Below are 21,219 nucleotides of genomic sequence, written 5' to 3'. Positions count from 1 at the left end.
CTGCACCTAATGGAGTGTTTATGGCAGTCAAAGTCCTGGTGGTGGACGATTCGGGTTTTTTCCGCCGCCGCGTCTCGGAAATTCTTTCGGCGGATCCGAGCATCCAGGTGGTCGGCACGGCCACCAACGGTAAAGAGGCGATCGATCAGGCCATGGCCCTCAAGCCTGACGTGATCACCATGGACTACGAGATGCCAATGATGGACGGCATCACGGCAGTGCGGCACATCATGCAGCGCTGCCCGACCCCGGTGTTGATGTTCTCCTCGCTGACCCACGAAGGCGCGCGGGTAACCCTCGATGCGCTGGACGCCGGCGCGGTGGATTTCCTGCCGAAGAATTTCGAAGACATTTCGCGCAATCCCGAGAAGGTCAAGCAACTGCTGTGCGAGAAAGTCCACAGCATCTCGCGCAGCAATCGTCGTTTCAGTGCCTACAGCGCGCCGGCTCCCGCCGCTGCGCCAGCGCCGACGCCTGCTCCGCCAGCGTCCAGCTACGGCAGCCACACGAGCCACAGCAGCCCTGTCCCGGCACGTCCGGCGCCTGCGCCAGCGCCTGCCCGTGCATCCGCTGCCAGCGCTTCGTCGCCGGCTCCGAAACGCAAAGCCTACAAACTGGTTGCCATCGGCACCTCGACGGGTGGCCCGGTCGCGCTGCAACGCGTACTGACGCAGTTGCCGGCGAACTTCCCGGCGCCGATCGTGCTGATCCAGCACATGCCGGCGGCGTTCACCAAGGCGTTTGCCGAGCGTCTCGACAAGCTCTGCCGCATCAGCGTCAAGGAAGCCGAGGATGGTGACATCCTGCGTCCGGGCCTGGCGCTGCTGGCGCCGGGTGGCAAGCAGATGATGATCGACGGCCGTGGCGCGGTGAAGATTTTGCCGGGTGACGAACGTCTGAATTACAAGCCGTGCGTGGACATTACCTTCGGTTCTGCAGCCAAGTCTTACGGCGACAAAGTTCTGGCAGTGGTGCTGACCGGCATGGGCGCCGACGGCCGCGAAGGCGCGCGTCTGCTCAAGCAGGGCGGCAGTTCGGTGTGGGCACAGGACGAAGCTAGCTGCGTGATCTACGGCATGCCGATGGCCATCGTCAAAGCCGATCTTGCTGACGCGGTGTATGGTCTGGACGACATCGGCAAGCACATCGTCGAGGCGTGTATCTGATGGATGTTCTCAGCCTAATCGGCCTCATCATGGCGTTCGTCGCCATCATCGGCGGCAACTACCTTGAAGGCGGTCACCTCGGCGCGCTGGCCAACGGCCCGGCGGCGCTGATCGTACTGGGCGGCACGGTCGGTGCTGCGCTGCTGCAATCGCCGATGAGCGCGTTCAAGCGCGCCATGCAGATTCTCGGCTGGATCTTCTTTCCGCCGCGTGTCGACCTGGCCGGCGGCATCGACCGCGTGGTCAATTGGAGCCTGACGGCGCGCAAGGAAGGCCTGCTCGGCCTCGAAGGCGTGGCCGACGCCGAACCTGACAGCTATTCGCGCAAGGGCCTGCAATTGCTGGTCGACGGCGCCGAGCCGGAAGCCATTCGCAGCATTCTCGAAGTGGATTTCTACACTCAGGAATCCCGCGATATCGAAGCGGCCAAGGTGTTCGAAAGCATGGGCGGCTACGCGCCGACCATCGGCATCATCGGTGCGGTGATGGGCCTGATTCACGTGATGGGCAACCTCGCTGATCCGTCGCAACTGGGTAACGGCATTGCCGTGGCGTTCGTCGCGACCATCTATGGCGTGGCCAGTGCCAACCTGATCCTCTTGCCGGTCGCGGCCAAGCTCAAGTCCATCGCGTTGCGGCAGTCGCGTTATCGCGAAATGTTGCTGGAAGGAATTCTGTCGATCGCCGAAGGTGAAAACCCTCGTTCCATTGAGTTGAAGCTGCAAGGCTTCATGGACTAAGGGAATAACCTCATGGCTCGTCGTCGCCACCAGGAAGAACACGTCAATCACGAGCGCTGGCTCGTGTCTTACGCGGATTTCATCACTTTGCTGTTCGCGTTTTTCGTGGTGATGTACTCGATCTCGTCGATCAACGAAGGCAAATACAAAGTCATTTCCGAAGCGCTGATCGGCGTGTTTACCGACTCCGACCGCTCGCTCAAGCCGATTCCGATCGGCGACGAACGACCGAAAACCGTGACCCCGGCCAAGCCGCTGGTCAAGGATGCCGAACAGGTCGACGCCGGTATTTCCGGGGCCAGCGATCCGCTGAAAAGCATCGCCGATGACATCAGTGCCGCCTTCGGTGACTTGATCAGCTCCAACCAGATGACCGTGCGCGGCAACGAGTTGTGGGTCGAGATCGAGCTCAATTCCAGCCTGTTGTTTGGCAGCGGCGATGCCATGCCGAGCGACATCGCGTTCAACATCATCGACAAGGTCGCGGCGATCCTCAAACCGTTCGATAACCCGATCCACGTCGAAGGCTTCACCGACGATCAACCGATCCGCACCGCGCAGTACCCGACCAACTGGGAACTGTCCTCGGCGCGCTCGGCGAGCATCGTGCGCATGCTCGCCATGCAGGGCGTAAACCCTGGGCGACTGGCGTCGGTGGGCTACGGCGAATTCCAGCCGGTGGCCAATAACGCCACGGTCGAAGGCCGGGCGAAGAACCGCCGCGTGGTGCTGGTGGTGTCGCGCAATCTCGATGTGCGCCGCAGCCTGACGGGCACCGGAACCGCCAATGCGCAACCGGACGCGGCGTTGAAGCGCGCTGGCACACAAACTGCACCGACCCCGGTCAAGACGCCGGGACGCGAGAGTGCCGTCAATTCTCCGTCGCCCGCATTAACACGCTGAAGCATGTCTCGGCCAATCAACCTGGCCGGGAGGAACGAACTGAATGAGAGTCTGGGCAGTCGCCAATCAAAAGGGTGGTGTTGGTAAAACCACATCCTCCATCGCTTTAGCCGGATTGCTGGCCGAGGCGGGCAAGCGCGTGGTTGTGGTCGATCTCGACCCGCACGGCTCGATGACCAGCTATTTCGGTTACGACCCCGACAGCCTGGAGCACAGCAACTACGATCTGTTTCTGCACAAGGGCAGCGTGCCGCAAGGCCTGCCGGGGCAGTTGCTGTTGTCGACCAGCGACGAACGCATTTCCCTGCTGCCATCGAGCACCGCACTGGCCACCCTTGAGCGGCAGTCGCCGGGGCAGAGTGGCCTGGGTCTGGTGATCGCCAAGAGTCTGGCGCAACTGTGGCAGGACTTCGATTACGCGATCATCGACAGCCCGCCGTTGCTCGGTGTGCTGATGGTCAACGCTCTCGCGGCGAGCCAGCAACTGGTGATCCCGGTGCAGACCGAGCACTTGGCCGTGAAAGGTCTGGAGCGCATGGTCAACACCCTGGCGATGATCAATCGCTCGCGCAAACAACCGCTGCCGTTCAGCATCGTGCCGACCCTGTTCGACCGCCGCACGCAGGCGTCGATGGGCACCTTGCGCGTGCTGCGTGACAAATTTCCCGACGACATCTGGCACGGCTACATCCCGGTCGATACTCGTCTGCGCGACGCCAGCCGTGCCGGCGTCACGCCTTCGCAATTCGACGGCAAGAGCCGTGGTGTGCTGGCCTATCGTGCGCTGCTCAAGCACCTGCTCGCGCAGCAACTTGTTCCGCAGGTGGCCTGAGATGATTCCGATCTGCTTGCCCGAACCCTGTGGGAGCGAGCCTGCTCGCGAAGCGGACGACGCGGTTTCCCTGCCTGGCGTTGATCACCGATGAACCGCCCAGTGAAACTCACGTCACGTCCGCAACAGGCCTTGCAGTCCTATCTGGAAGACCTGTTGCTCGACCTGCCCGAGGACTTGCCTGCGCCGGTCGAAGCGCCGCCGCCAGTCGTCGAACAGGCGCAGCCTGAAGTGGTGGAAAGCACCGAGGCCATGGACGAGTTCCAGGCCGCGGTGCTGGAAGAACAGGCCCGCGACGCGCAGAAATCCGTCGCTCCAATTGCCGCGCCCGCTGCTGCCCCCGTGGCCAAAGCGCCAGTCGCGCTGATCGACGAACCGCGCGCGCCGCTGTCGACCTTGGCGCCGCTGCTGCAAACGCAATTATTGACCGTGCCGGAACCCGAGCCGGAGCCAGAACCCGCGCCGCAGATTGCGGAGCCGAAGGTGCTGGTCCCGCCGCTGGTCGAAGTGCACCTGCCACCGAACAACCCGCCGCCACCGGTCGAACCCGATGGCCGTCCGGCCTGGGCTGCCGATGCATTCGAATGCTTGCTGTTCGACGTTGCCGGGCTGACCCTGGCGGTGCCGCTGGTGTGCCTCGGCTCGATCTATTCGCTGGCCGGCCACGAGCTGACGCCGCTGTTTGGTCAGCCGGAGTGGTTCCTCGGCATTCTGCCGAGCCAGGCTGGCAACCTGAAAGTTTTGGACACCGCGCGCTGGGTCATGCCGGATCGTTACCGCGATGACTTCCGGCAGGGCCTGCAATACGTGATTTCGGTACAAGGTTACGAGTGGGGGCTGGCGGTGCATCAGGTCAGCCGCTCGTTGCGCCTGGACCCGAATGAAATCAAATGGAGAAGTCACCGGGGTCAGCGGCCATGGCTCGCCGGCACCGTGATCGAGCACATGTGTGCATTGCTTGACGTATCCGCACTGGCCGAGTTGATCGCCAGCGGCGGGGCAAAGCACTTGAGTGGCAACAAGCCGCTACATAAACCGACATAGCAGCCGACATAACAATCAGGCGATGGCATTTTCCAATGCCACCACACAGAACACACACCGCCCGGGGCGGTTTTTTCGAGGGGTCAGGGTATGAGTAGTCAGGCGTCGAATGCAAAAGGTTCTGAAGATCCGATCCTGCAATGGGTGACCTTCAAACTGGATAACGAAACCTACGGCATCAACGTGATGCGCGTGCAGGAAGTGCTGCGCTACACCGAGATCGCGCCGGTGCCGGGTGCACCGAGCTACGTGCTGGGCATCATCAACCTGCGCGGTAACGTGGTCACCGTGATCGACACCCGTCAGCGCTTCGGCCTGCACAGCGGCGAGATCAGCGACAACACCCGTATCGTCATCATCGAAGCCGACAAGCAAGTCGTTGGCATCATGGTCGACAGCGTGGCCGAAGTGGTTTACCTGCGTCAGTCGGAAATCGAAACTGCGCCGAACGTCGGTAACGAAGAATCGGCCAAGTTCATTCAGGGCGTGTGCAACAAGAACAATGAGCTGCTGATTCTGGTCGAGCTGGACAAGATGATGAGCGAAGAAGAATGGTCGGAACTGGAGAGCATCTGATTTGATTCTCGAGGTTGCGGTAATTGTTCTGTTCCTGTTCTGGGCCGGCACGCTGGCGATGTTCGTCTCGTACATCAAGGCGCAGCGAGTGATCGCTGCACAGCAGGCCCAGGGTGATGCGCTGCGTGATCAGCGCATCAAGGAACTGGCCAAACGCGTCGACGATTACCAGAACGGCAACGTGCGCATGGGCGAGGCCCTGCACGAGTTGCGCGCGGTGGTAAGCCCGTTGCCGGACAAGATCGTTGCACTGGAACAACGCGACCCGTCGAGCCTGTCATTCGCCCAAGCGGCGAAACTGGTGGGCATGGGCGCCAGCGTCGATGAACTGACTCAGTCGTGCGGCTTGACCCAGGCTGAGGCGGAGTTGATGCGCAAGTTGCACAAGGGCAGCTAGGGGCTTCAAGCTTCAAGCGGCAAGCAAGATCAAAAGATCGCATCGGAGGCAGCGCCTGCATAAATCTCGTGTAAGCGGTGTCGAAGGCTGCGATCTTTTTTCTCGATTGCATCGCAGGCATAGCGATCCGCAGTTGTCCGGATCAGCTCGCCGGAGTTTTTGTGTAACTGATCAGTTGATACAGGGCTTTCTGCTCACCGTTACCGCCGAAGTCGGCGTTGCCCCAAGCCACTACCCGACGATCTGCCCTGAGTGCCACGAAGGTATCGCCTCCTCCGTACACAGCACGAACGTCAGTGAGCAAATGGGCAACTGCGCTGGTATCGCCGCCGCCGTTCTCTCTTCCCCACGCAACTGCCACGCCGTTGCTGCGCAATGCTACGACCGCGTCTTGGTTGGCATTAATGGCGACAATGTCTCTCAACTGGCGAATGTCTGGCGGAATGTTAACGATATCGCTGGGGAGGGTAGCCCAAGCGTGCACTGAGCCATCCCCGCACAGCACGACAAATCCGGATCCGGAGCCTATGACGTGGACGATGTCGTTGCGACTGGCAATCTCTTCTGGCATGGCCGGCATATGTCCCCATACGACCAGTGCGCCATTGCTTCTGCGTGCTGCAAAGGCTGAGCTGTTACTGGCCAGGTCGACGATATCTCTAAGCGCTGCGATGTCCGACGGCACTTGGCCTCCAAGCGATTCATGCCCCCATGCGCGCACTTGGCCATTGCCGCTCAGTACTGCGAAAGCATGAGTCGAGCAAGCCAGTCTGGTTATGTCGGTGAGCAACGCGATATCGTCCGGCAACTGCGCTGAATGGTCATGATAGCCCCAACAGACGACGTTGCCAGTGCTGCGCAGCGCGGCGAAACCATACTGGCCACCCGACGCTTGCATGATATCGGTCAAATCGGCGATTTCGGGCGGAAGTGCGCCTCCCATCTCGGGCATGCCCCATGCGACAAGCTTGCGCGATTCAAGAAGGGCTACGAAAACATAAGTGCTTCCCGACACCGCGACAACCGTATTCAGCTGTGCGATATCTTCGGGGACGGTCCCGCTGGGCTGAAGTCCCCAAGCGAGGACATTGCCTTGCGCGCGCCGAATCGCAAAGGCTCTCATCCCCGCCGACAACTCTACGACGTCGTGCGCTTCTCTTACCGGTTCCGGCAAAGTGCCGCCGCCATCGACGTGACCCCATGCATGGACTGCCCGGCTGTCCAAAACAGCGCACAGGGCGAATGATGTACCGATAATGTTTGACGGGTTCAGGGTTATCCGTTTCTTGCCCGACCAGACGATCAGTTCCTCATAAGGCCGGACATCGAAAAATTCGCTACCAGTGGCTGGCTGCTTGTCTCCAACATACTGCCACGTGACGTTCAACGGTTTGAGCGTTGAGGCGTCCAGCGCTACAAGTCGCCAGCTGCGCGTGTAGAAGTTGCCAAGACCACCCCGATTGCCGCGTGCGCCCATGACCAGCAGTCCGCCTTCAGCGTTTATCTTCAGGGGCAATTCATCTTTCTCGTTTGGCATGGAATCAATCCCTCAAGATTGTGGACCTGCGGGCAACCTGGTCAGGTCTGGTCCGTAATCAAGCGCTGCGGGATCGGGCATGCGCTACTGTCAGACCTGACAGTAGCGACAAACGGTATATGGCAGGGCGCACACGAGACTGCGACTGCGGCTCAGTAGTCATCCCCGCGTGCGGTGATGTCCTTCTCGACCATCGGCGCGTTGGGGTCTTGTCCTTCGGGGAATTTGCCCTTCAGGTTCCAGGCAAACGCGATGATCTCGGCGATGGTGCGATAGAGCTCTTCGGGAATGCTGTCGCCCAGTTCCATCCGCGCCAGCAGGCGCACCAGTTCGGCGTTCTCGTAGATCGGCACTTCGTAATCGCGAGCGATACGCAGGATTTCTTCGGCCAGTTCTTCGTCGCCCTTGGCGGTGAGGGTCGGGGCGTGGTTGCCGTCGTATTTGAGGGCGATGGCCTGGCGTGGGGCGGTGGAATCGTTCATGCGGTTTCGTCGACCCAGCGGTGTTCGAGGCGGGTTTGGTTGCCTTGCGGCGGGGTGCCGTGGTGGCAGTCGAGGTCGCCGACGTTGAGCCCGGAATCGAGCAAGCGCTGGCGCAGGGCGAACAGGTTGTTCTCGATCAGGTCGGCGGTGTACGGCCGCTCGGCCCACAGCTGACTGGACAGGCTGCCGGCGATCAGTTGCGCCTGAATCTGCATCGGCCCGAGCGGTTCCAGATCGAAGGCCAGATCGACGCGCCACAGTTGCTGTTTGGCTTCGCGTTCATCGCGGCGTTCATGCGGCTGCGGCTCCCGCTCCGGCGCTTCTTCACGCTGGAATTTGACCTGCAGCGGCACGATGTCCTGCAGGTTGCGCATGGGGATTTCCAGCTGCCAGGTGCTGAGCAGGCGGCCATCGTCGGTGACGCCGGTCTGTTCCAGGCTCGACAACTGATGGCTTTGCAGACGCGACACCGCTGCGGCGGCGAGGCGCAGCAGTTGTTCGAGATCACCTTCGCCTTCGAGTTTCGCCAGCAGTCGTTCGGGCAACGGGAAGCTGCTCGGCACCGGTTTGGCGCTGACCTGGCCGAGGGTGCCGAGGGCGTTCCGGACGAAACTCGGCAGTGCCTGGGCCAGGGTATTGGCGGCGATGATCGCATTGAAATTAGTGTTGCTCGGCAGGCCCGGAGTCAGTTGCGCGATCAGTTTTAGCAGGTCGGCTTTCATGTCCGGGGCGAGAGTCGGGTTTTGTCCGCTGAGCAATTTCGCTTCGAGGAACGCGCCGCTGTTGGCCAATGCCAGCGCCACGCCTTTGGCGGTGCTCATTTGCGGCAGGTCCGGCAGGCTGGCAAGCAGCTTGTTGACCAGCGCGCGCAGATCGGCCGAAGTCTGATCGCTGGATGGCGGCAGGCTCTGCAACAACTTCAGCAAGCCATCGAGCGAGCCCTGACGACTTTGCTGACCGAGCAATCGCTGACTGACCGCCAGTTGTTCCTGGCGGCTGCTCAGCGGCACGAATTTGAGGGTTTGCGCATCCTGCACCTGCGCCGACAACAAGGTGCCGATGCGCAGCGGTTGCGGGCTGTCGACGGTCAAAGTGCTGCCGCTCAATGCGGTGTTGAGCAGGGTGACCATCGAGCGAAATACCGCCGCTTGCCCCGGCGTCTGCGGCAGGGCCTGCGAAGTCACGACTTTGCCTTGCAGCAAGGTGCCGGCGGGCAATTGCGCGGTATCGATGCGGGTGAGGGTGGCGACGCTGCTGGCGATCGCTTGCTGTACGGTGATCGCCAGATTACCGGCCGATGGCTGAGTGATCGCCAGGTTGGTGCCCTGTGGCAACGGCAGGTTGCTGCTGGCCTGCACGGTGGTCTGACGGCCGCTGTCGAGGGTCACTTTCAACAGCAATTCAAAGGTCTGATCGGCCTGCTTGAGCGACAACACCTCAGCCTTGGCGCTTTGTCCCGCGCCGATCAAGCCCTCGACCGGCGTCAGCAGCTTGAGCAGTTCACCCATCTGCGGGCGAGCGCTCGCCGGCACGGTGGGCGGCAGCGGGAGGATGTTCATTTCGCCTGTCATACGCGGACACAACCTGAGGAAATTGCGCTCTTGAGAGTAAGGCACGGCATGTATAATGCCGCGCGTCGTGCGCTTCGTTCAAAAAACCTGGCAATTGTTTGATCCAGCTCGCCAGATCGAGCGATCAAAGCATCTATGCTGCATCTCTTTAACGGCCGCTCTAGAGCCGACTTGAACCGTATAAGGCCCGTGATCCCTTGACCAGTCCTGTCCTGCAAACCGTTGCCCTGGCGTGTGAACGCGATCTCAGGCTGCTTTTCGAAAACCTCGAATTGCGCCTGGCCAGTGGTGACATGGTGCAGATCAGCGGCCCCAACGGCAGCGGCAAGACCAGTCTTTTACGTCTGCTCGCCGGTTTGATGCAACCCACCGACGGCCAGGTGCTGCTCAACGGTCAGCCGCTGACCGAGCAACGCAGCGAACTGGCGCGAAACCTGTTGTGGATCGGCCACGCTGCCGGGATCAAGGATCTGCTCACTCCCGAAGAAAACCTGTCGTGGCTGTGCGCCCTGCATCATCCCGCCGAACGCGAGGCGATCTGGCAGGCGCTGGCAGCAGTAGGATTGCGCGGTTTCGAAGACGTTCCCTGCCACAGTCTTTCCGCCGGCCAACAGCGCCGCGTGGCGCTGGCGCGGTTGTATCTGGACAGCCCGCCGTTGTGGATTCTCGACGAACCGTTCACCGCGCTGGACAAGCAGGGCGTCGCTCAGTTGGAAGAGCATCTGGCCGGCCACTGCGAACGCGGCGGTCTGGTGGTGCTGACCACCCACCACACCCTGAGCCGCATGCCGGCCGGTTATCGCGACATCGATCTGGGGAAATGGGCGGTATGAGTGTCTTCGGCCTGCTGCTTGCCCGCGAATCGCGACTGCTGTTCCGCCGCCCGGCGGAGCTGGCCAATCCGCTGATTTTCTTTGCCATCGTCATTGCCCTTTTCCCGCTGGCCGTCGGCCCGGAAACTCAAGTCTTGCAAAACCTGTCCCCGGGGTTAGTCTGGGTGGCGGCGTTGTTGTCGGTCCTGCTGTCGCTGGACGGATTGTTTCGCAGTGACTTCGAAGACGGCTCGCTGGAACAGTGGGTCCTTTCGTCGCACCCGCTGCCGCTTCTGGTCCTGGCCAAGGTGCTGGCACACTGGCTGTTCTCCGGTCTGGCACTGGTGCTGCTGTCGCCGTTGCTGGCGTTGATGCTCGGTTTGCCGGCTGCGTGCCTGCCGGTGCTGCTGCTGTCGTTGCTGTTGGGCACGCCGGTGTTGAGCCTGCTCGGTGCAGTCGGTGCTGCGCTGACGGTCGGCCTGAAGCGCGGCGGGCTGTTGCTGGCGCTGCTGATTCTGCCGTTGTACATCCCGGTGTTGATCCTTGGCAGTGGCGCGTTGCAAGCGGCGTTGCAAGGCATGCCGGCGACCGGATACTTGTTGTGGATGGCCAGCCTCACAGCGCTGGCGATCACCCTGACACCCTTTGCAATAGCCGCTGGCCTGAAGATCAGCGTCGGCGAATAATAATGAGGCCTGGTCAAAAATTGACCACTTCTTCCAGAAGAAAGGCATGACCCTCTGCCAGCTCGCGATGATGAGCGGCAACCGTGACGGAAACAGTATGAACTGGACCTGGTTTCACAAGCTCGGCTCGCCCAAGTGGTTCTACGGCATTAGCGGCAAGTTCCTGCCGTGGTTGAGCATTGCAGCGTTGCTGCTGATCGGCGTTGGCGTGGTCTGGGGCCTGGCGTTCGCGCCGCCGGATTACCAGCAAGGCAACAGCTTTCGCATCATCTATATCCACGTGCCAGCGGCGATGCTCGCCCAGTCGATCTACGTGATGCTCGCGCTGTGCGGCGTAGTCGGGCTGGTGTGGAAGATGAAACTGGCCGACGTCGCTTTGCAATGCGCCGCACCGATCGGTGCGTGGATGACCGCCGTGGCGCTGGTCACCGGGGCCATCTGGGGCAAACCAACCTGGGGCTCGTGGTGGGTGTGGGATGCGCGCCTGACCTCAATGCTGATTCTGCTGTTTCTGTATTTCGGCGTGATCGCGCTGGGCAATGCCATCAGCAACCGCGACAGCGCCGCCAAGGCCTGCGCGGTGCTGGCGATCGTTGGCGTGATCAACATTCCGATCATCAAATACTCGGTGGAGTGGTGGAACACCCTGCACCAGGGCGCGACGTTCACCCTCACGGAAAAACCGGCGATGCCAGCGGAAATGTGGCTGCCGCTGCTGCTGACGGTGCTGGGTTTCTACTGCTTCTTCGGCGCCGTGCTGTTGCTGCGCATGCGGCTGGAAGTGCTCAAGCGCGAGGCCCGCGCCAGTTGGGTGAAGACCGAAGTGCAGCAGAGTCTGGAGGCGGCGCGATGAGTTTTGCTTCATTCGGCGATTTTCTCGCCATGGGCCATCACGGCCTGTATGTCTGGTCGGCCTACGGCATCTGCCTGACGGTGCTGGCCCTCAACGTGGTGGCGCCGATTGCGGCGCGTAAGCGTTATCTGCAACAAGAGGCGCGTCGGCTGCGCCGGGAGAACGGCAAGTGAATGCGCTGCGCAAAAAACGTCTGATCATCATTCTGGCGATTCTGGTCGGAGTGGGCGCTGCTGTCGGCCTGGCCCTGAGCGCGTTGCAGGAAAACATCAATCTGTTTTACACGCCGACGCAAATCGCCAACGGCGAAGCGCCGCAGGACACGCGCATCCGCGCCGGCGGCATGGTCGAGGCCGGTTCGCTGCAACGCTCCAAGGATTCGCTGGACGTCAAATTCGTCGTCACCGATTTCAACAAATCCGTGACCATCGCCTATCGCGGCATCCTCCCGGATCTGTTCCGCGAAGGGCAGGGCATCGTTGCCCTCGGTAAGCTCAACGCTGATGGCGTAGTGGTCGCCGATGAAGTGCTGGCCAAGCACGACGAGAAGTACATGCCGCCGGAAGTGACCAAAGCGCTGAAGGACAGCGGTCAATCCGCACCGACGCCTGTGAAGGAGGGTTGATCGATGGCTGCCGCACTGTTTATTCCCGAGCTGGGCCATCTGGCGATGATCCTCGCCCTGTGTTTTGCACTCGTCCAAGCGCTGGTGCCGATGCTCGGCGCGTGGCGCGGCGACCGCTTGTGGATGAGCCTGGCGCAACCGGCAGCGTGGGGCCAGTTCGCCTTTCTGCTGTTTGCCTTTGGCTGCCTGACCTATGCGTTCATGACCGACGATTTCTCCGTCGGCTACGTGGCGATGAACTCCAACAGCGCGCTGCCCTGGTACTACAAATTCAGCGCGGTGTGGGGCGCCCACGAAGGTTCCCTGCTGCTGTGGGCGTTGATCCTCGGCGGCTGGACCTTCGCCGTGTCGGTGTTCTCCCGGCAGTTGCCGCAAGTCATGCTCGCCCGCGTCCTGGCGGTGATGGGCATGATCAGCACCGGTTTCCTGCTGTTCCTGATTCTTACCTCGAACCCGTTTTCGCGGATCCTGCCACAGATTCCCGCAGACGGTCGCGACCTCAACCCGTTGCTGCAGGACATTGGCCTGATCGTGCATCCGCCGATGCTGTACATGGGTTACGTCGGTTTCTCTGTGGCCTTCGCATTTGCCATCGCCGCGCTGCTCGGCGGCCGTCTCGATGCGGCATGGGCGCGCTGGTCGCGGCCATGGACCATCGTCGCCTGGGCCTTCCTCGGGATCGGCATCACCCTCGGTTCGTGGTGGGCGTATTACGAACTCGGCTGGGGCGGCTGGTGGTTCTGGGACCCGGTGGAAAATGCCTCGTTCATGCCATGGCTGGTCGGCACCGCGTTGATTCACTCGCTGGCGGTCACCGAGAAACGTGGGGTGTTCAAGAGCTGGACGGTGTTGCTGGCGATTGCCGCGTTTTCGTTGAGCCTGCTCGGCACTTTCCTTGTACGCTCGGGTGTGCTGACTTCGGTGCATGCCTTCGCTTCGGATCCCGAGCGCGGCGTGTTCATCCTGATTTTCCTGCTGTTCGTGGTGGGCGGTTCGCTGACCCTTTTCGCCCTGCGCGCGCCAGTGGTGAAAAGCCAGGTCGGGTTCAATCTTTGGTCACGGGAAACCTTGCTGCTGGGCAACAACCTGGTGCTGGTTGTCGCTGCATCGATGATCCTCCTTGGGACCTTGTATCCGCTGATTCTTGATGCCATCAGTGGCGCCAAGCTGTCGGTCGGCCCGCCTTACTTCAATGCGTTGTTCATTCCGTTGATGGCGTTGCTGATGCTGGTCATGGCGATCGGCGTGATCGTGCGCTGGAAGGACACGCCAGTGAAATGGCTGGCGAGCATGCTCACTCCGGTGCTGCTCGGCAGCGTCGCATTGGCCGTGGTGGCCGGCGTGGCTTATGGCGACTTTAACTGGGCAGTGATCGCGACGTTCCTGCTGGCGGCGTGGGTGTTGCTTGCCGGTGTGCGCGATCTGTTCGACAAGACTCGGCACAAAGGCCTGATCAAAGGTTTGCCGACGCTGACCCGCAGTTATTGGGGCATGCAGATCGCTCACCTCGGCATCGCGGTGTGCGCGCTGGGCGTGGTGTTGTCGAGCCAGAACAGTGCCGAGCGCGACCTGCGTCTGGCACCGGGCGAGTCGATGGATCTGGCCGGCTATCAATTCGTCTTCGAGGGCGCCAAGCATTTCGAGGGGCCGAATTTTACCTCCGACAAAGGCACCATCCGCGTCATTCGTGACGGCGAGGAAATCAGCGTGCTGCACCCGGAAAAGCGTCTGTACACCGTGCAGAACTCGGTGATGACCGAAGCCGGGATCGATGCCGGTTTCACTCGCGATCTCTACGTCGCCCTCGGCGAGCCGCTGGATAATGGCGCCTGGGCCGTGCGCGTACACGTCAAACCGTTTGTGCGCTGGATCTGGTTCGGCGGCTTGCTCACCGGATTGGGTGGTTTGCTGGCGGCGCTGGATCGGCGTTATCGGGTCAAGGTGAAAAGCAAAGTGCGCGAAGCGCTGGGCATGACGGGAGCGGCGGCATGAGGCGTTGGTTGATGTTGTTGCCGTTGGCGATTTTTCTGCTGGTGGCGGTGTTTCTCTATCGCGGCTTGTACCTGGATCCGGCGGAGCTGCCGTCGACGATGATCGACAAGCCGTTCCCGGAGTTTTCCCTGCCGAGTGTGCAGGGTGACAAGACGCTGACCAAGGCCGACATCCTCGGCAAACCGGCGCTGGTCAATGTCTGGGGCACTTGGTGCATTTCCTGCCGGGTCGAGCATCCGGTGCTGAACAAACTTGCCGAGCGCGGCGTGGTGATCTACGGCATCAACTACAAGGACACCAATGCCGACGCCTTGAAATGGCTGGCCGAGTTTCACAATCCGTATGCGCTGGATATTCGTGACGACGAGGGTTCGCTGGGCCTCAACCTCGGTGTCTACGGCGCGCCGGAAACCTTCTTCATCGACGCCAAAGGCATCATCCGCGACAAGTTCGTCGGGGTGATCGACGAGCAGGTCTGGCGCGAAAAACTCGCGGCCAAGTATCAGGCGCTGGTCGATGAGGCCAAGCCATGAAGCGTTTTCTCGCTGCGGTCGTGTTGGGTTTGAGCCTGGCCGGTGTCGCCCACGCGGCCATCGATACCTACGAATTTGCCAAAGAGGGTGACCGCGAGCGTTTCCGCGAGCTGACCAAGGAACTGCGCTGCCCCAAATGCCAGAACCAGGACATCGCCGACTCCAACGCACCGATTGCCGCCGACCTGCGCAAAGAGATTTTCCGCATGCTCGGCGAGGGCAAGGACAATCAGCAGATCATCGACTTCATGGTCGATCGCTACGGTGATTTCGTCCGCTACAAACCGGCGCTCAATGCCAAAACCGCGCTGCTGTGGTTCGGTCCGGCCGGATTGCTGCTCGGTGGTTTCGTGGTGATCGCGCTGATCGTGCGCAGGCGTCGCGGGCAACGTGCCGAAACGCCGTCATCGCTGTCTGCCGAAGAACGTCAGCGCCTCGACCAACTGTTGGATAAAAACCAAGAATGATTGATTTCTGGCTCGCCGCAGGGCTGTTGCTTCTGGTCGCCCTGAGTTTTCTGCTGATCCCGGTACTGCGCGAACGCCGCGCTCAGCGGGAAGAAGATCGCACCGCGTTGAACGTCGCGCTGTACCAGGAACGGGTTGCCGAGCTGCAAGCGCAGCAGGCCGAAGGCGTGCTCGACGCCGCGCAACTGGACAGCGGCCGCGCAGAAGCCGCGCGTGAATTGCTCGCTGACACCGAAGGCGTCACCGCACCGCGTGTCTCGCGCCTGGGCAAGCCGTTGCCGCTGCTGGCCGCCGTGTTGGTACCGGTGCTGGGTCTCGGTCTGTACCTGCATTTCGGCGCCGCCGACAAGGTCGAACTGACCCGCGAATTCGCTCAGGCACCGCAGTCGATGGAAGAGATGACCCAGCGTCTGGAACGTGCGGTCGCCGCACAACCGGATTCCGCTGAAGGTCTGTATTTTCTCGGCCGTACCTACATGGCTCAGGACCGTCCGGCAGACGCGGCGAAGATGTTCGAACGCGCCGCCAACCTCGCCGGTCGCCAGCCGGAACTGCTCGGCCAGTGGGCGCAGGCGCAGTATTTTGCTGACGGTAAAAAGTGGTCGGAGCAGATTCAGAAATTGACCGACGAAGCGCTGAAGGCCGATCCGAAGGAAGTTACCAGCCTCGGCCTGCTCGGCATCGCCGCGTTCGAAGGCGAGCGTTATCAGGAGGCCATCGACTACTGGAATCGCCTGCTCGCGCAACTGCCGCCGGATGACAACTCTCGCGCTGCGCTGCAAGGCGGCATCGAGCGTGCCGCCGAACGCTTGAAAGCCAGCGGCGGCAAAGTTGCCCAGGCACCGGCGCCGAAAGCGGCATTGCTGACAGTCAGCGTTGATCTGGCCAGCGAACTCAGGAGCAAGGTGCAACCGGGCGACAGCGTGTTCATCTTCGCCCGCGCCACTTCAGGCCCACCGGCGCCGCTGGCGGCCAAACGTCTGACCGTGGCTGACCTGCCGGTGACCGTCGAACTGGGCGATGCCGACGCAATGATGCCGCAGTTGAAACTGTCCAACTTCCCTGAAGTCCAACTGGTTGCGCGCATCTCACGGGCCGGTCAACCGACTGCCGGTGAGTGGATCGGTCGCAGCGGCCCAGTAGCCAGCAGCACCACCGCGCCACAAAAACTGACTATCGACAGCCCGGACAAGTAACCGGACCCAACAGGAAAGCACCGCCATGCACACCATCGCCCGCATCACAGTCCTCACACTGGCCCTGGGCTTGAGTGCATGTGCGGTACAACGCCCGGAACCGACCACCAGCCTGCCGCCAATCCCGCCCTCGCAACCGAGCCCGACCCCGTCGACCTCGCCGAGCCCCGGCAAGAGCATCCCGGCCAAACCCGCCAAGCCCGTGCCCCGCACCTCGGCCAGCTTTGCCCCGCCACCGGGCGGCAACAGCCACTGGGACCAGAAGCTCGGCGTCTACGTGCTCGACGACCAGACCAACACCTTCTACCGCCAGCGCACCTACTACCGCTGGAACAACGGCTGGAGCCGCTCGGTCAGCCCCAACGGCCCGTGGGAAGACACCAACATCCACGGCGTCCCGCCGGGGTTGGGCAAGAAGTTCGGGCAGTAAGAGAAACGGCGATCTTGGGATCGCCGTTTTTTTTGCGTCTGATTTTCAGAGAATCGCACGATAGTTACCTAACGCCTTTACCGACTCGACCAATCCTTGCCGTTGGAGAAAGCCAAGATATTTGTCCACCTCCACATTGGGCGTTTTCAATTGCCGTCGCTGACTTTGAGCCGCAGCGACGACGGCAGCCGAATCAAGATGGAAAAGGTTTTCCACAAACTCATCCGGGTGCTGAGCTTCAATGCCGTATGGCGCGAGGTGACGGGTGGGGAAATCTTTCAGGTTGAACGTCACTATTACATCGGCACCGCATCGGATTGCGGCCGCTAGAACATAGCGGTCGTTCTCAGCAGGCAGTGTAAGGCCTGACACCAAGTCTTCATAGCCATCGATACACGCGTCTGGAATGGCCAGGTCCATCAATTGCGATGTGCGATCGAGTTGTTCGAGGGTCAGGTCGGACCTGTTCTTCAATAAGTTACGCTTCCATTCGTGGTGTATTTCCTGAGTCCAGCGAGCCCGATACAGCCCTGACAACGCGAGCCACATCAGGAAATCTCTTAAAGGGGCCGGATATAAAACGCATGCATCGTATACAGCAGTGAAAGAGGAATGCCTCACTCGTATCCTGTCCTTAGCGCCTGTGCCTGCTCCGCGAGAAGCATCATTGCCTGCTCGCTGGCGGTGTCTCGCCGGGTTTTATATTCCATCAGATCAGCAAAACGCACACGTCGGTGCTTGCCTGTTTTGTGGTAGGAAACCTCACCGCTCTCCAGCAGTTTGATCATGTGCGGACGTGAGACGTTGAGCAGATCGGCAGCTTCCTGCGTGGTCAGCTCCGCGTGGATCGGTACCACCTTCACAGCGTTGCCCTGCGCCAGCGCCGCGAGGATATCGCTCAGCAAGCGCAACGCCGATGTTGGCAGCTCGACGCTGTGGGCTTCGTTCTGTTCATCAAAAATCTGGATTCGCTGAGTTTCAAAACCGCTTGCGAGAAATGCGGTCAGGGCGCGCTGGCCTTCAATCGCGGCTTTGACCTCTCGTTCGACAGGCAGATTGATGGCAGATGGAGTAGCAGTGGTCATAAGACTGTTCCAGCATTGTAAGGAAGATCCGCGGACGTTATTCGAATCAAACGAAATTCGCAATAAACGAAACTGGTGCAGGAATACTTTGTAAAACAACCAACCGTCACCCCGCCCCATTCTGTGCTTGAGTAAAGATAACTCTAGAGTTATTTTTAATGGGCCAGGCCAAGGAGGCGGTTGGTGCAGAGCAGGCTATTGATGAAGGAGCTGGAGGAGGCGGGCTGGACGCTGGATCGGGTTGCGGGCAGTCATTACATCTTCACTCATCGTTACAACCCGGACACGATTGCCGTCCCGCATCCGAAAAAGGATTTACCGTTGGGGACAGTCAAAAGCATTCGGCGGCGCGCGGGGTTATTCAGCCCGCCAACCCGTCATGAAGGAGATCCGTAATGCAATATCCCATCTGCATCGAGTGGGGTGACGAGAACACTGCCATCGGCATTCAGATCCCCGATATTCCCGGCGCAGTCACGGCCGGGGAAAGCTTTGAGGAGGCCTACAACGCGGCCGTGGAAGTGGCTCACCTCATGCTGCAGGAGATCGCGGCGGCCGGTCAGGCGATTCCGATGCCGACCTCGGCAGCGGCGCATCGCAATCATCCGGATTTTGCCGAGATGGGCTGGGGCATGCTGGAGCTGGATATCTCGCCGTACCTTGGCAAGACCGAAAAGGTCAACGTTACGCTGCCCGGCTATGTGATTCAGCGTATTGATCGCTATGTACGCGAGCACAACGTCAAAAGCCGCTCCTCGTTTCTGGCGGATGCGGCGATGGAGAAACTGGTTCGGTATTGAGGGTCTGCGCAATTGTGGGAGCGAGCCTGCTCGCGAAGGCGTCAGGTCAGGCACTGATCTATGGCTGACACACCGGCCTTCGCGAGCAGGCTCGCTCCCACTATGACATCGCGTCAGGACGCGACTTTTCGCTGCGCCAGCGCAGCGTTTTGCGATGCACTCAAAAACCGCACCAACGCCAACAACGGAAACACGCTGCCGACAATCACGATCCACAACCAGCCGCCATGCTCGTACACCGCGCTGGCCACCGACGAGCCGAACGCGCCGCCGATGAAGATGCTGGTCATGTACAGCGCGTTCAAACGGCCACGACTTTTCGCGTCCAGCGAGTACACCGCGCGTTGGCCGAGGACCATGTTCATCTGCACGCAGAAGTCCAGCACCACGCCGGTCACGGCCAGGCCGATGACGCTGTAGGCCGGGTGAATGAAGGCGGGCAGGAAGCTCAGGCTGGCGAACAGCATGGCCAGCAGCGAGGCGATGCGTGTGTGGCCGGCATCAGCGAGGCGGCCGCTGATTGGCGCGGCGATGGCACCGATCGCGCCCACCAGAGCGAAGATCGCAATTTCGCTTTGCGACAGGCCATGGTTGCGTGCCAGCTCCAGCGGCACGGCGGTCCAGAACAGGCTGAACGTGGCGAACATGCAGCCCTGATAAAACGCCCGCTGACGCAGCACCGGTTGCTGGCGCAGCAGCGTCCACAGCGAGCCGATCAATTGGCCATAAGTAGCGCTGTGATCTGGCTGGCGCTTGGGCACGGTCAGTGCCAGCACCACGCTGATTGCCGCCATCAACGCCGCGGCGATCATGAACATGGCGCGCCAGCCGAGGTGATCGGCGACCACACTCGACACCGGCCGCGCCAACAGAATACCCAGCAGCAAACCGCCCATGATCCCGCCCACCACGCGACCACGGGACTCTTCCGGCGCCAGATGCGCGGCCAGCGGAATCAGGATCTGCACCGACACCGAGCTGAACCCGACCAGCAGTGAGATCAGCAGAAATACGTTCGGCTGTTCAGTGAACGCGGCGCCAAGCAGACTGGCGATCGCCACAACCGTGGTGGTGATCATCAGCCGACGGTTCTCCAGCAGATCCCCCAGCGGCACCAGAAAAAACAGGCCCAACGCGTAACCGATCTGGGTCAGCGAAACGATGAAACTGGCCATGGTGTCGGAGAGGCCGATGTCCGGCGCGATCAGGCCGATGATCGGCTGTGCGTAGTAGATGTTGGCAACAATGGCGCCGCAGCAGAACGCGAACAGCAGGACCATGCCTCGGGTCATTGCGTGAGGAGTGGTGGTCATAGGGGATCTCGGGTCGGGCACAGGAAAGCGCTGAGGCTAATGGACAACGTGGACTGGCAGAAGACGTTTTCGGATGATAACTGTTATTACGCAGTGTAATGACCGGTATTGCCACGCAACAAAAAGGCGACCCGGTGGGTCGCCTTTTGATTTTTTCAGATCAAGCCTTACTGCCCGCTGTAAATCTGATCAAACACGCCACCATCATTGAAGTGGGTTTTCTGCACCGTGCGCCAGTCACCAAAGGTCTTCTCCACCGAAAGGAAGTCGACTTTCGGGAAACGGTCGGTGTACTTCGCCAGCACCGCCGGGTCACGCGGGCGCAGGTAGTTGGCCGCCGCAATTTCCTGTCCTTCCGGCGACCACAGGTATTTCAGATACTCGTCAGCCGCAGCGCGCGAGCCTTTCTTGTCGACGACTTTATCGACCACCGAAACCGGTGGCTCGGCTTCCGCGGAGACGGTCGGGTAGATGACTTCGAACTGATCGCGACCGAACTCGCGAGCGATCATTTCCGCTTCGTTTTCGAAGGTCACCAGCACGTCGCCGATCTGGTTGGTCATGAACGTGGTGGTGGCGGCGCGGCCACCGGTGTCGAGCACCGGCGCCTGCTTGAACAGCTTGCCGACGAAGTCCTTGGCCTTGTTCTCGTCACCACCGTTTTTCAGCACGTAGCCCCAGGCTGACAGGTAGGTGTAGCGGCCATTACCTGAAGTTTTCGGGTTCGGTACGATCACCTGTACGCCGTCCTTGAGCAGATCCGGCCAGTCTTTCAAAGCTTTCGGGTTGCCCTTGCGGACGATGAACACCGTCGCCGAGGTGAACGGTGCGCTGTTGTTCGGCAGGCGCGTGACCCAGTTGTCCGGGACCAGTTTGCCGTTGTCGGCGAGGGCATTGATGTCGGTGGCCATGTTCATGGTGATGACGTCAGCCGGCAGGCCGTCGATCACCGAACGCGCCTGCTTGCTCGAGCCGCCGAAGGACATCTGCACGGTGATGTTTTCGTTGTGCTCGGCTTGCCAGTGCTTCTGGAACGCAGTGTTGTAGTCCTTGTAGAAATCGCGCATCACGTCGTAGGAAACGTTGAGCAGCGTCGGTGCTGCCTGAGCGATGTTGGCCAAGGCCAGGCCGGCGGCGAGAAGTGAGGCGCCAAAGAGTTTTTTCACTGCGCATTCCTTG

At 61.0% G+C, this 21,219-nt stretch carries 26 protein-coding genes; 19 read left to right on the top strand and 7 right to left on the bottom strand.

Annotated features, from left to right (window positions below; genetic code table 11):
* The first annotated feature begins 20 nt into the window (after positions 1 to 20).
* The 7 genes from ACV8MC_RS25490 to ACV8MC_RS25460 all read left to right on the top strand — a co-directional run bounded on the left by ACV8MC_RS25490 (position 21) and on the right by ACV8MC_RS25460 (position 5,658).
* Positions 21 to 1,166, top strand: coding sequence for a protein-glutamate methylesterase/protein-glutamine glutaminase (locus ACV8MC_RS25490; protein WP_095180725.1), 1,146 nt, complete (start codon positions 21 to 23; stop codon positions 1,164 to 1,166).
* A complete protein-coding gene (locus ACV8MC_RS25485; RefSeq protein WP_016771055.1) occupies positions 1,166 to 1,906 on the top strand; it encodes a flagellar motor protein in 741 nt (246 codons plus the stop codon). The genes ACV8MC_RS25490 and ACV8MC_RS25485 overlap by 1 nt, the downstream gene beginning before the upstream one ends.
* A 12-nt stretch (positions 1,907 to 1,918) precedes the next feature.
* On the top strand, positions 1,919 to 2,809 hold the full coding sequence (motD, locus tag ACV8MC_RS25480; protein ID WP_016771054.1) for a flagellar motor protein MotD: 891 nt from the start codon (positions 1,919 to 1,921) through the stop codon (positions 2,807 to 2,809).
* Positions 2,810 to 2,852: 43 nt separating this feature from the next.
* Positions 2,853 to 3,641, top strand: a complete 789-nt coding sequence (locus tag ACV8MC_RS25475) for a ParA family protein (protein ID WP_024012121.1) — start codon at positions 2,853 to 2,855, stop codon at positions 3,639 to 3,641.
* 90 nt (positions 3,642 to 3,731) lie between these two features.
* Positions 3,732 to 4,685: a CheW domain-containing protein gene (locus tag ACV8MC_RS25470; protein ID WP_252877693.1), complete on the top strand. Its 954-nt coding sequence runs from the start codon at positions 3,732 to 3,734 to the stop codon at positions 4,683 to 4,685.
* A gap of 90 nt (positions 4,686 to 4,775) precedes the next feature.
* Positions 4,776 to 5,261, top strand: a complete 486-nt coding sequence (locus ACV8MC_RS25465) for a chemotaxis protein CheW (protein ID WP_016771050.1) — start codon at positions 4,776 to 4,778, stop codon at positions 5,259 to 5,261.
* Position 5,262: 1 nt separating this feature from the next.
* A complete protein-coding gene (locus tag ACV8MC_RS25460; RefSeq protein WP_016771049.1) occupies positions 5,263 to 5,658 on the top strand; it encodes a DUF2802 domain-containing protein in 396 nt (131 codons plus the stop codon).
* Between the two features lie 142 nt (positions 5,659 to 5,800).
* Here the strand turns inward: ACV8MC_RS25460 and ACV8MC_RS25455 are convergent, their stop codons facing one another.
* From ACV8MC_RS25455 to fliK, 3 genes are all read right to left on the bottom strand, one after another.
* Complete coding sequence (locus tag ACV8MC_RS25455) at positions 5,801 to 7,195, bottom strand: RCC1 domain-containing protein (protein WP_457263971.1); 1,395 nt, start codon at positions 7,193 to 7,195, stop codon at positions 5,801 to 5,803.
* A 152-nt stretch (positions 7,196 to 7,347) separates the two neighbouring features.
* Complete coding sequence (locus tag ACV8MC_RS25450) at positions 7,348 to 7,677, bottom strand: EscU/YscU/HrcU family type III secretion system export apparatus switch protein (RefSeq protein WP_041479625.1); 330 nt, start codon at positions 7,675 to 7,677, stop codon at positions 7,348 to 7,350.
* A complete protein-coding gene (gene fliK / locus ACV8MC_RS25445; protein ID WP_457263969.1) occupies positions 7,674 to 9,248 on the bottom strand; it encodes a flagellar hook-length control protein FliK in 1,575 nt (524 codons plus the stop codon). The genes ACV8MC_RS25450 and fliK overlap by 4 nt, the downstream gene beginning before the upstream one ends.
* Before the next feature lie 197 nt (positions 9,249 to 9,445).
* On the opposite strand from fliK, the gene ccmA reads away from it, so the two are divergent.
* From ccmA to ACV8MC_RS25395, 10 genes are all read left to right on the top strand, one after another.
* Positions 9,446 to 10,081 carry a cytochrome c biogenesis heme-transporting ATPase CcmA gene (gene ccmA, locus ACV8MC_RS25440; protein WP_073472746.1) on the top strand — a complete coding sequence of 212 codons (636 nt, stop codon included), beginning with the start codon at positions 9,446 to 9,448 and terminating at the stop codon, positions 10,079 to 10,081.
* Positions 10,078 to 10,746, top strand: coding sequence for a heme exporter protein CcmB (gene ccmB / locus ACV8MC_RS25435; RefSeq protein ID WP_039763615.1), 669 nt, complete (start codon positions 10,078 to 10,080; stop codon positions 10,744 to 10,746). The genes ccmA and ccmB overlap by 4 nt, the downstream gene beginning before the upstream one ends.
* A gap of 97 nt (positions 10,747 to 10,843) precedes the next feature.
* Complete coding sequence (locus ACV8MC_RS25430) at positions 10,844 to 11,599, top strand: heme ABC transporter permease (RefSeq protein WP_457265604.1); 756 nt, start codon at positions 10,844 to 10,846, stop codon at positions 11,597 to 11,599.
* A complete protein-coding gene (gene ccmD / locus ACV8MC_RS25425; RefSeq protein WP_071171457.1) occupies positions 11,596 to 11,772 on the top strand; it encodes a heme exporter protein CcmD in 177 nt (58 codons plus the stop codon). Before ACV8MC_RS25430 ends, ccmD begins: the two co-directional genes overlap by 4 nt.
* On the top strand, positions 11,769 to 12,224 hold the full coding sequence (ccmE, locus tag ACV8MC_RS25420) for a cytochrome c maturation protein CcmE (RefSeq protein WP_016771044.1): 456 nt from the start codon (positions 11,769 to 11,771) through the stop codon (positions 12,222 to 12,224). Before ccmD ends, ccmE begins: the two co-directional genes overlap by 4 nt.
* A 3-nt stretch (positions 12,225 to 12,227) precedes the next feature.
* Positions 12,228 to 14,216, top strand: a complete 1,989-nt coding sequence (locus tag ACV8MC_RS25415; RefSeq protein WP_056783848.1) for a heme lyase CcmF/NrfE family subunit — start codon at positions 12,228 to 12,230, stop codon at positions 14,214 to 14,216.
* Entirely contained in the window at positions 14,213 to 14,749 is a 537-nt protein-coding gene (locus ACV8MC_RS25410; protein ID WP_457263965.1) for a DsbE family thiol:disulfide interchange protein, read from the top strand. Before ACV8MC_RS25415 ends, ACV8MC_RS25410 begins: the two co-directional genes overlap by 4 nt.
* Entirely contained in the window at positions 14,746 to 15,216 is a 471-nt protein-coding gene (locus ACV8MC_RS25405; protein WP_016771041.1) for a cytochrome c-type biogenesis protein, read from the top strand. The genes ACV8MC_RS25410 and ACV8MC_RS25405 overlap by 4 nt, the downstream gene beginning before the upstream one ends.
* Entirely contained in the window at positions 15,213 to 16,412 is a 1,200-nt protein-coding gene (gene ccmI, locus ACV8MC_RS25400) for a c-type cytochrome biogenesis protein CcmI (protein ID WP_056783853.1), read from the top strand. Before ACV8MC_RS25405 ends, ccmI begins: the two co-directional genes overlap by 4 nt.
* A gap of 25 nt (positions 16,413 to 16,437) precedes the next feature.
* Positions 16,438 to 16,842 (top strand): hypothetical protein, encoded by a 405-nt coding sequence (locus tag ACV8MC_RS25395; RefSeq protein ID WP_016771039.1) that lies wholly within the window; start codon positions 16,438 to 16,440, stop codon positions 16,840 to 16,842.
* A gap of 45 nt (positions 16,843 to 16,887) precedes the next feature.
* Here ACV8MC_RS25395 and ACV8MC_RS25390 read toward each other — a convergent pair whose 3' ends face one another.
* Positions 16,888 to 17,463, bottom strand: a complete 576-nt coding sequence (locus ACV8MC_RS25390; RefSeq protein ID WP_457263962.1) for a PIN domain-containing protein — start codon at positions 17,461 to 17,463, stop codon at positions 16,888 to 16,890.
* Positions 17,460 to 17,927, bottom strand: a complete 468-nt coding sequence (locus ACV8MC_RS25385) for a helix-turn-helix domain-containing protein (RefSeq protein ID WP_150636770.1) — start codon at positions 17,925 to 17,927, stop codon at positions 17,460 to 17,462. The genes ACV8MC_RS25390 and ACV8MC_RS25385 overlap by 4 nt, the downstream gene beginning before the upstream one ends.
* 183 nt (positions 17,928 to 18,110) lie before the next feature.
* Between ACV8MC_RS25385 and ACV8MC_RS25380 the strand changes: the two genes are divergently transcribed.
* Both ACV8MC_RS25380 and ACV8MC_RS25375 read left to right on the top strand, forming a co-directional pair.
* Positions 18,111 to 18,323, top strand: coding sequence for a type II toxin-antitoxin system HicA family toxin (locus ACV8MC_RS25380; protein ID WP_095180735.1), 213 nt, complete (start codon positions 18,111 to 18,113; stop codon positions 18,321 to 18,323).
* A complete protein-coding gene (locus ACV8MC_RS25375; protein ID WP_457263959.1) occupies positions 18,323 to 18,727 on the top strand; it encodes a type II toxin-antitoxin system HicB family antitoxin in 405 nt (134 codons plus the stop codon). Before ACV8MC_RS25380 ends, ACV8MC_RS25375 begins: the two co-directional genes overlap by 1 nt.
* A 113-nt stretch (positions 18,728 to 18,840) precedes the next feature.
* Here the strand turns inward: ACV8MC_RS25375 and ACV8MC_RS25370 are convergent, their stop codons facing one another.
* Positions 18,841 to 20,040 carry an MFS transporter gene (locus ACV8MC_RS25370; protein ID WP_457263958.1) on the bottom strand — a complete coding sequence of 400 codons (1,200 nt, stop codon included), beginning with the start codon at positions 20,038 to 20,040 and terminating at the stop codon, positions 18,841 to 18,843.
* A gap of 167 nt (positions 20,041 to 20,207) precedes the next feature.
* Positions 20,208 to 21,206, bottom strand: coding sequence for a sulfate ABC transporter substrate-binding protein (locus ACV8MC_RS25365; RefSeq protein ID WP_056783861.1), 999 nt, complete (start codon positions 21,204 to 21,206; stop codon positions 20,208 to 20,210).
* Positions 21,207 to 21,219: the final 13 nt, after the last annotated feature.

It is taken from the genome of Pseudomonas sp. PK-RTE-24, assembly GCF_054052265.1.
This window is presented reverse-complemented; position numbering and strand designations above follow the sequence as displayed.

What these genes read in the sequence shown, in the direction of transcription:
- ccmD (WP_071171457.1), top strand. Translation starts at nt 11,596, where the DNA reads ATGAGTTTTGCTTCATTCGGCGATTTTCTCGCCATGGGCCATCACGGC.
- fliK (WP_457263969.1), bottom strand. Translation starts at nt 9,248, where the DNA reads ATGACAGGCGAAATGAACATCCTCCCGCTGCCGCCCACCGTGCCGGCG.
- ACV8MC_RS25470 (WP_252877693.1), top strand. Translation starts at nt 3,732, where the DNA reads ATGAACCGCCCAGTGAAACTCACGTCACGTCCGCAACAGGCCTTGCAG.
- ACV8MC_RS25415 (WP_056783848.1), top strand. Translation starts at nt 12,228, where the DNA reads ATGGCTGCCGCACTGTTTATTCCCGAGCTGGGCCATCTGGCGATGATC.
- ACV8MC_RS25475 (WP_024012121.1), top strand. Translation starts at nt 2,853, where the DNA reads ATGAGAGTCTGGGCAGTCGCCAATCAAAAGGGTGGTGTTGGTAAAACC.
- ccmI (WP_056783853.1), top strand. Translation starts at nt 15,213, where the DNA reads ATGATTGATTTCTGGCTCGCCGCAGGGCTGTTGCTTCTGGTCGCCCTG.
- ACV8MC_RS25375 (WP_457263959.1), top strand. Translation starts at nt 18,323, where the DNA reads ATGCAATATCCCATCTGCATCGAGTGGGGTGACGAGAACACTGCCATC.
- ccmB (WP_039763615.1), top strand. Translation starts at nt 10,078, where the DNA reads ATGAGTGTCTTCGGCCTGCTGCTTGCCCGCGAATCGCGACTGCTGTTC.
- ACV8MC_RS25430 (WP_457265604.1), top strand. Translation starts at nt 10,844, where the DNA reads ATGAACTGGACCTGGTTTCACAAGCTCGGCTCGCCCAAGTGGTTCTAC.
- ACV8MC_RS25485 (WP_016771055.1), top strand. Translation starts at nt 1,166, where the DNA reads ATGGATGTTCTCAGCCTAATCGGCCTCATCATGGCGTTCGTCGCCATC.
- motD (WP_016771054.1), top strand. Translation starts at nt 1,919, where the DNA reads ATGGCTCGTCGTCGCCACCAGGAAGAACACGTCAATCACGAGCGCTGG.
- ACV8MC_RS25405 (WP_016771041.1), top strand. Translation starts at nt 14,746, where the DNA reads ATGAAGCGTTTTCTCGCTGCGGTCGTGTTGGGTTTGAGCCTGGCCGGT.
- ACV8MC_RS25370 (WP_457263958.1), bottom strand. Translation starts at nt 20,040, where the DNA reads ATGACCACCACTCCTCACGCAATGACCCGAGGCATGGTCCTGCTGTTC.
- ACV8MC_RS25490 (WP_095180725.1), top strand. Translation starts at nt 21, where the DNA reads ATGGCAGTCAAAGTCCTGGTGGTGGACGATTCGGGTTTTTTCCGCCGC.
- ACV8MC_RS25465 (WP_016771050.1), top strand. Translation starts at nt 4,776, where the DNA reads ATGAGTAGTCAGGCGTCGAATGCAAAAGGTTCTGAAGATCCGATCCTG.
- ACV8MC_RS25395 (WP_016771039.1), top strand. Translation starts at nt 16,438, where the DNA reads ATGCACACCATCGCCCGCATCACAGTCCTCACACTGGCCCTGGGCTTG.
- ACV8MC_RS25385 (WP_150636770.1), bottom strand. Translation starts at nt 17,927, where the DNA reads ATGACCACTGCTACTCCATCTGCCATCAATCTGCCTGTCGAACGAGAG.
- ACV8MC_RS25410 (WP_457263965.1), top strand. Translation starts at nt 14,213, where the DNA reads ATGAGGCGTTGGTTGATGTTGTTGCCGTTGGCGATTTTTCTGCTGGTG.
- ACV8MC_RS25455 (WP_457263971.1), bottom strand. Translation starts at nt 7,195, where the DNA reads ATGCCAAACGAGAAAGATGAATTGCCCCTGAAGATAAACGCTGAAGGC.
- ACV8MC_RS25450 (WP_041479625.1), bottom strand. Translation starts at nt 7,677, where the DNA reads ATGAACGATTCCACCGCCCCACGCCAGGCCATCGCCCTCAAATACGAC.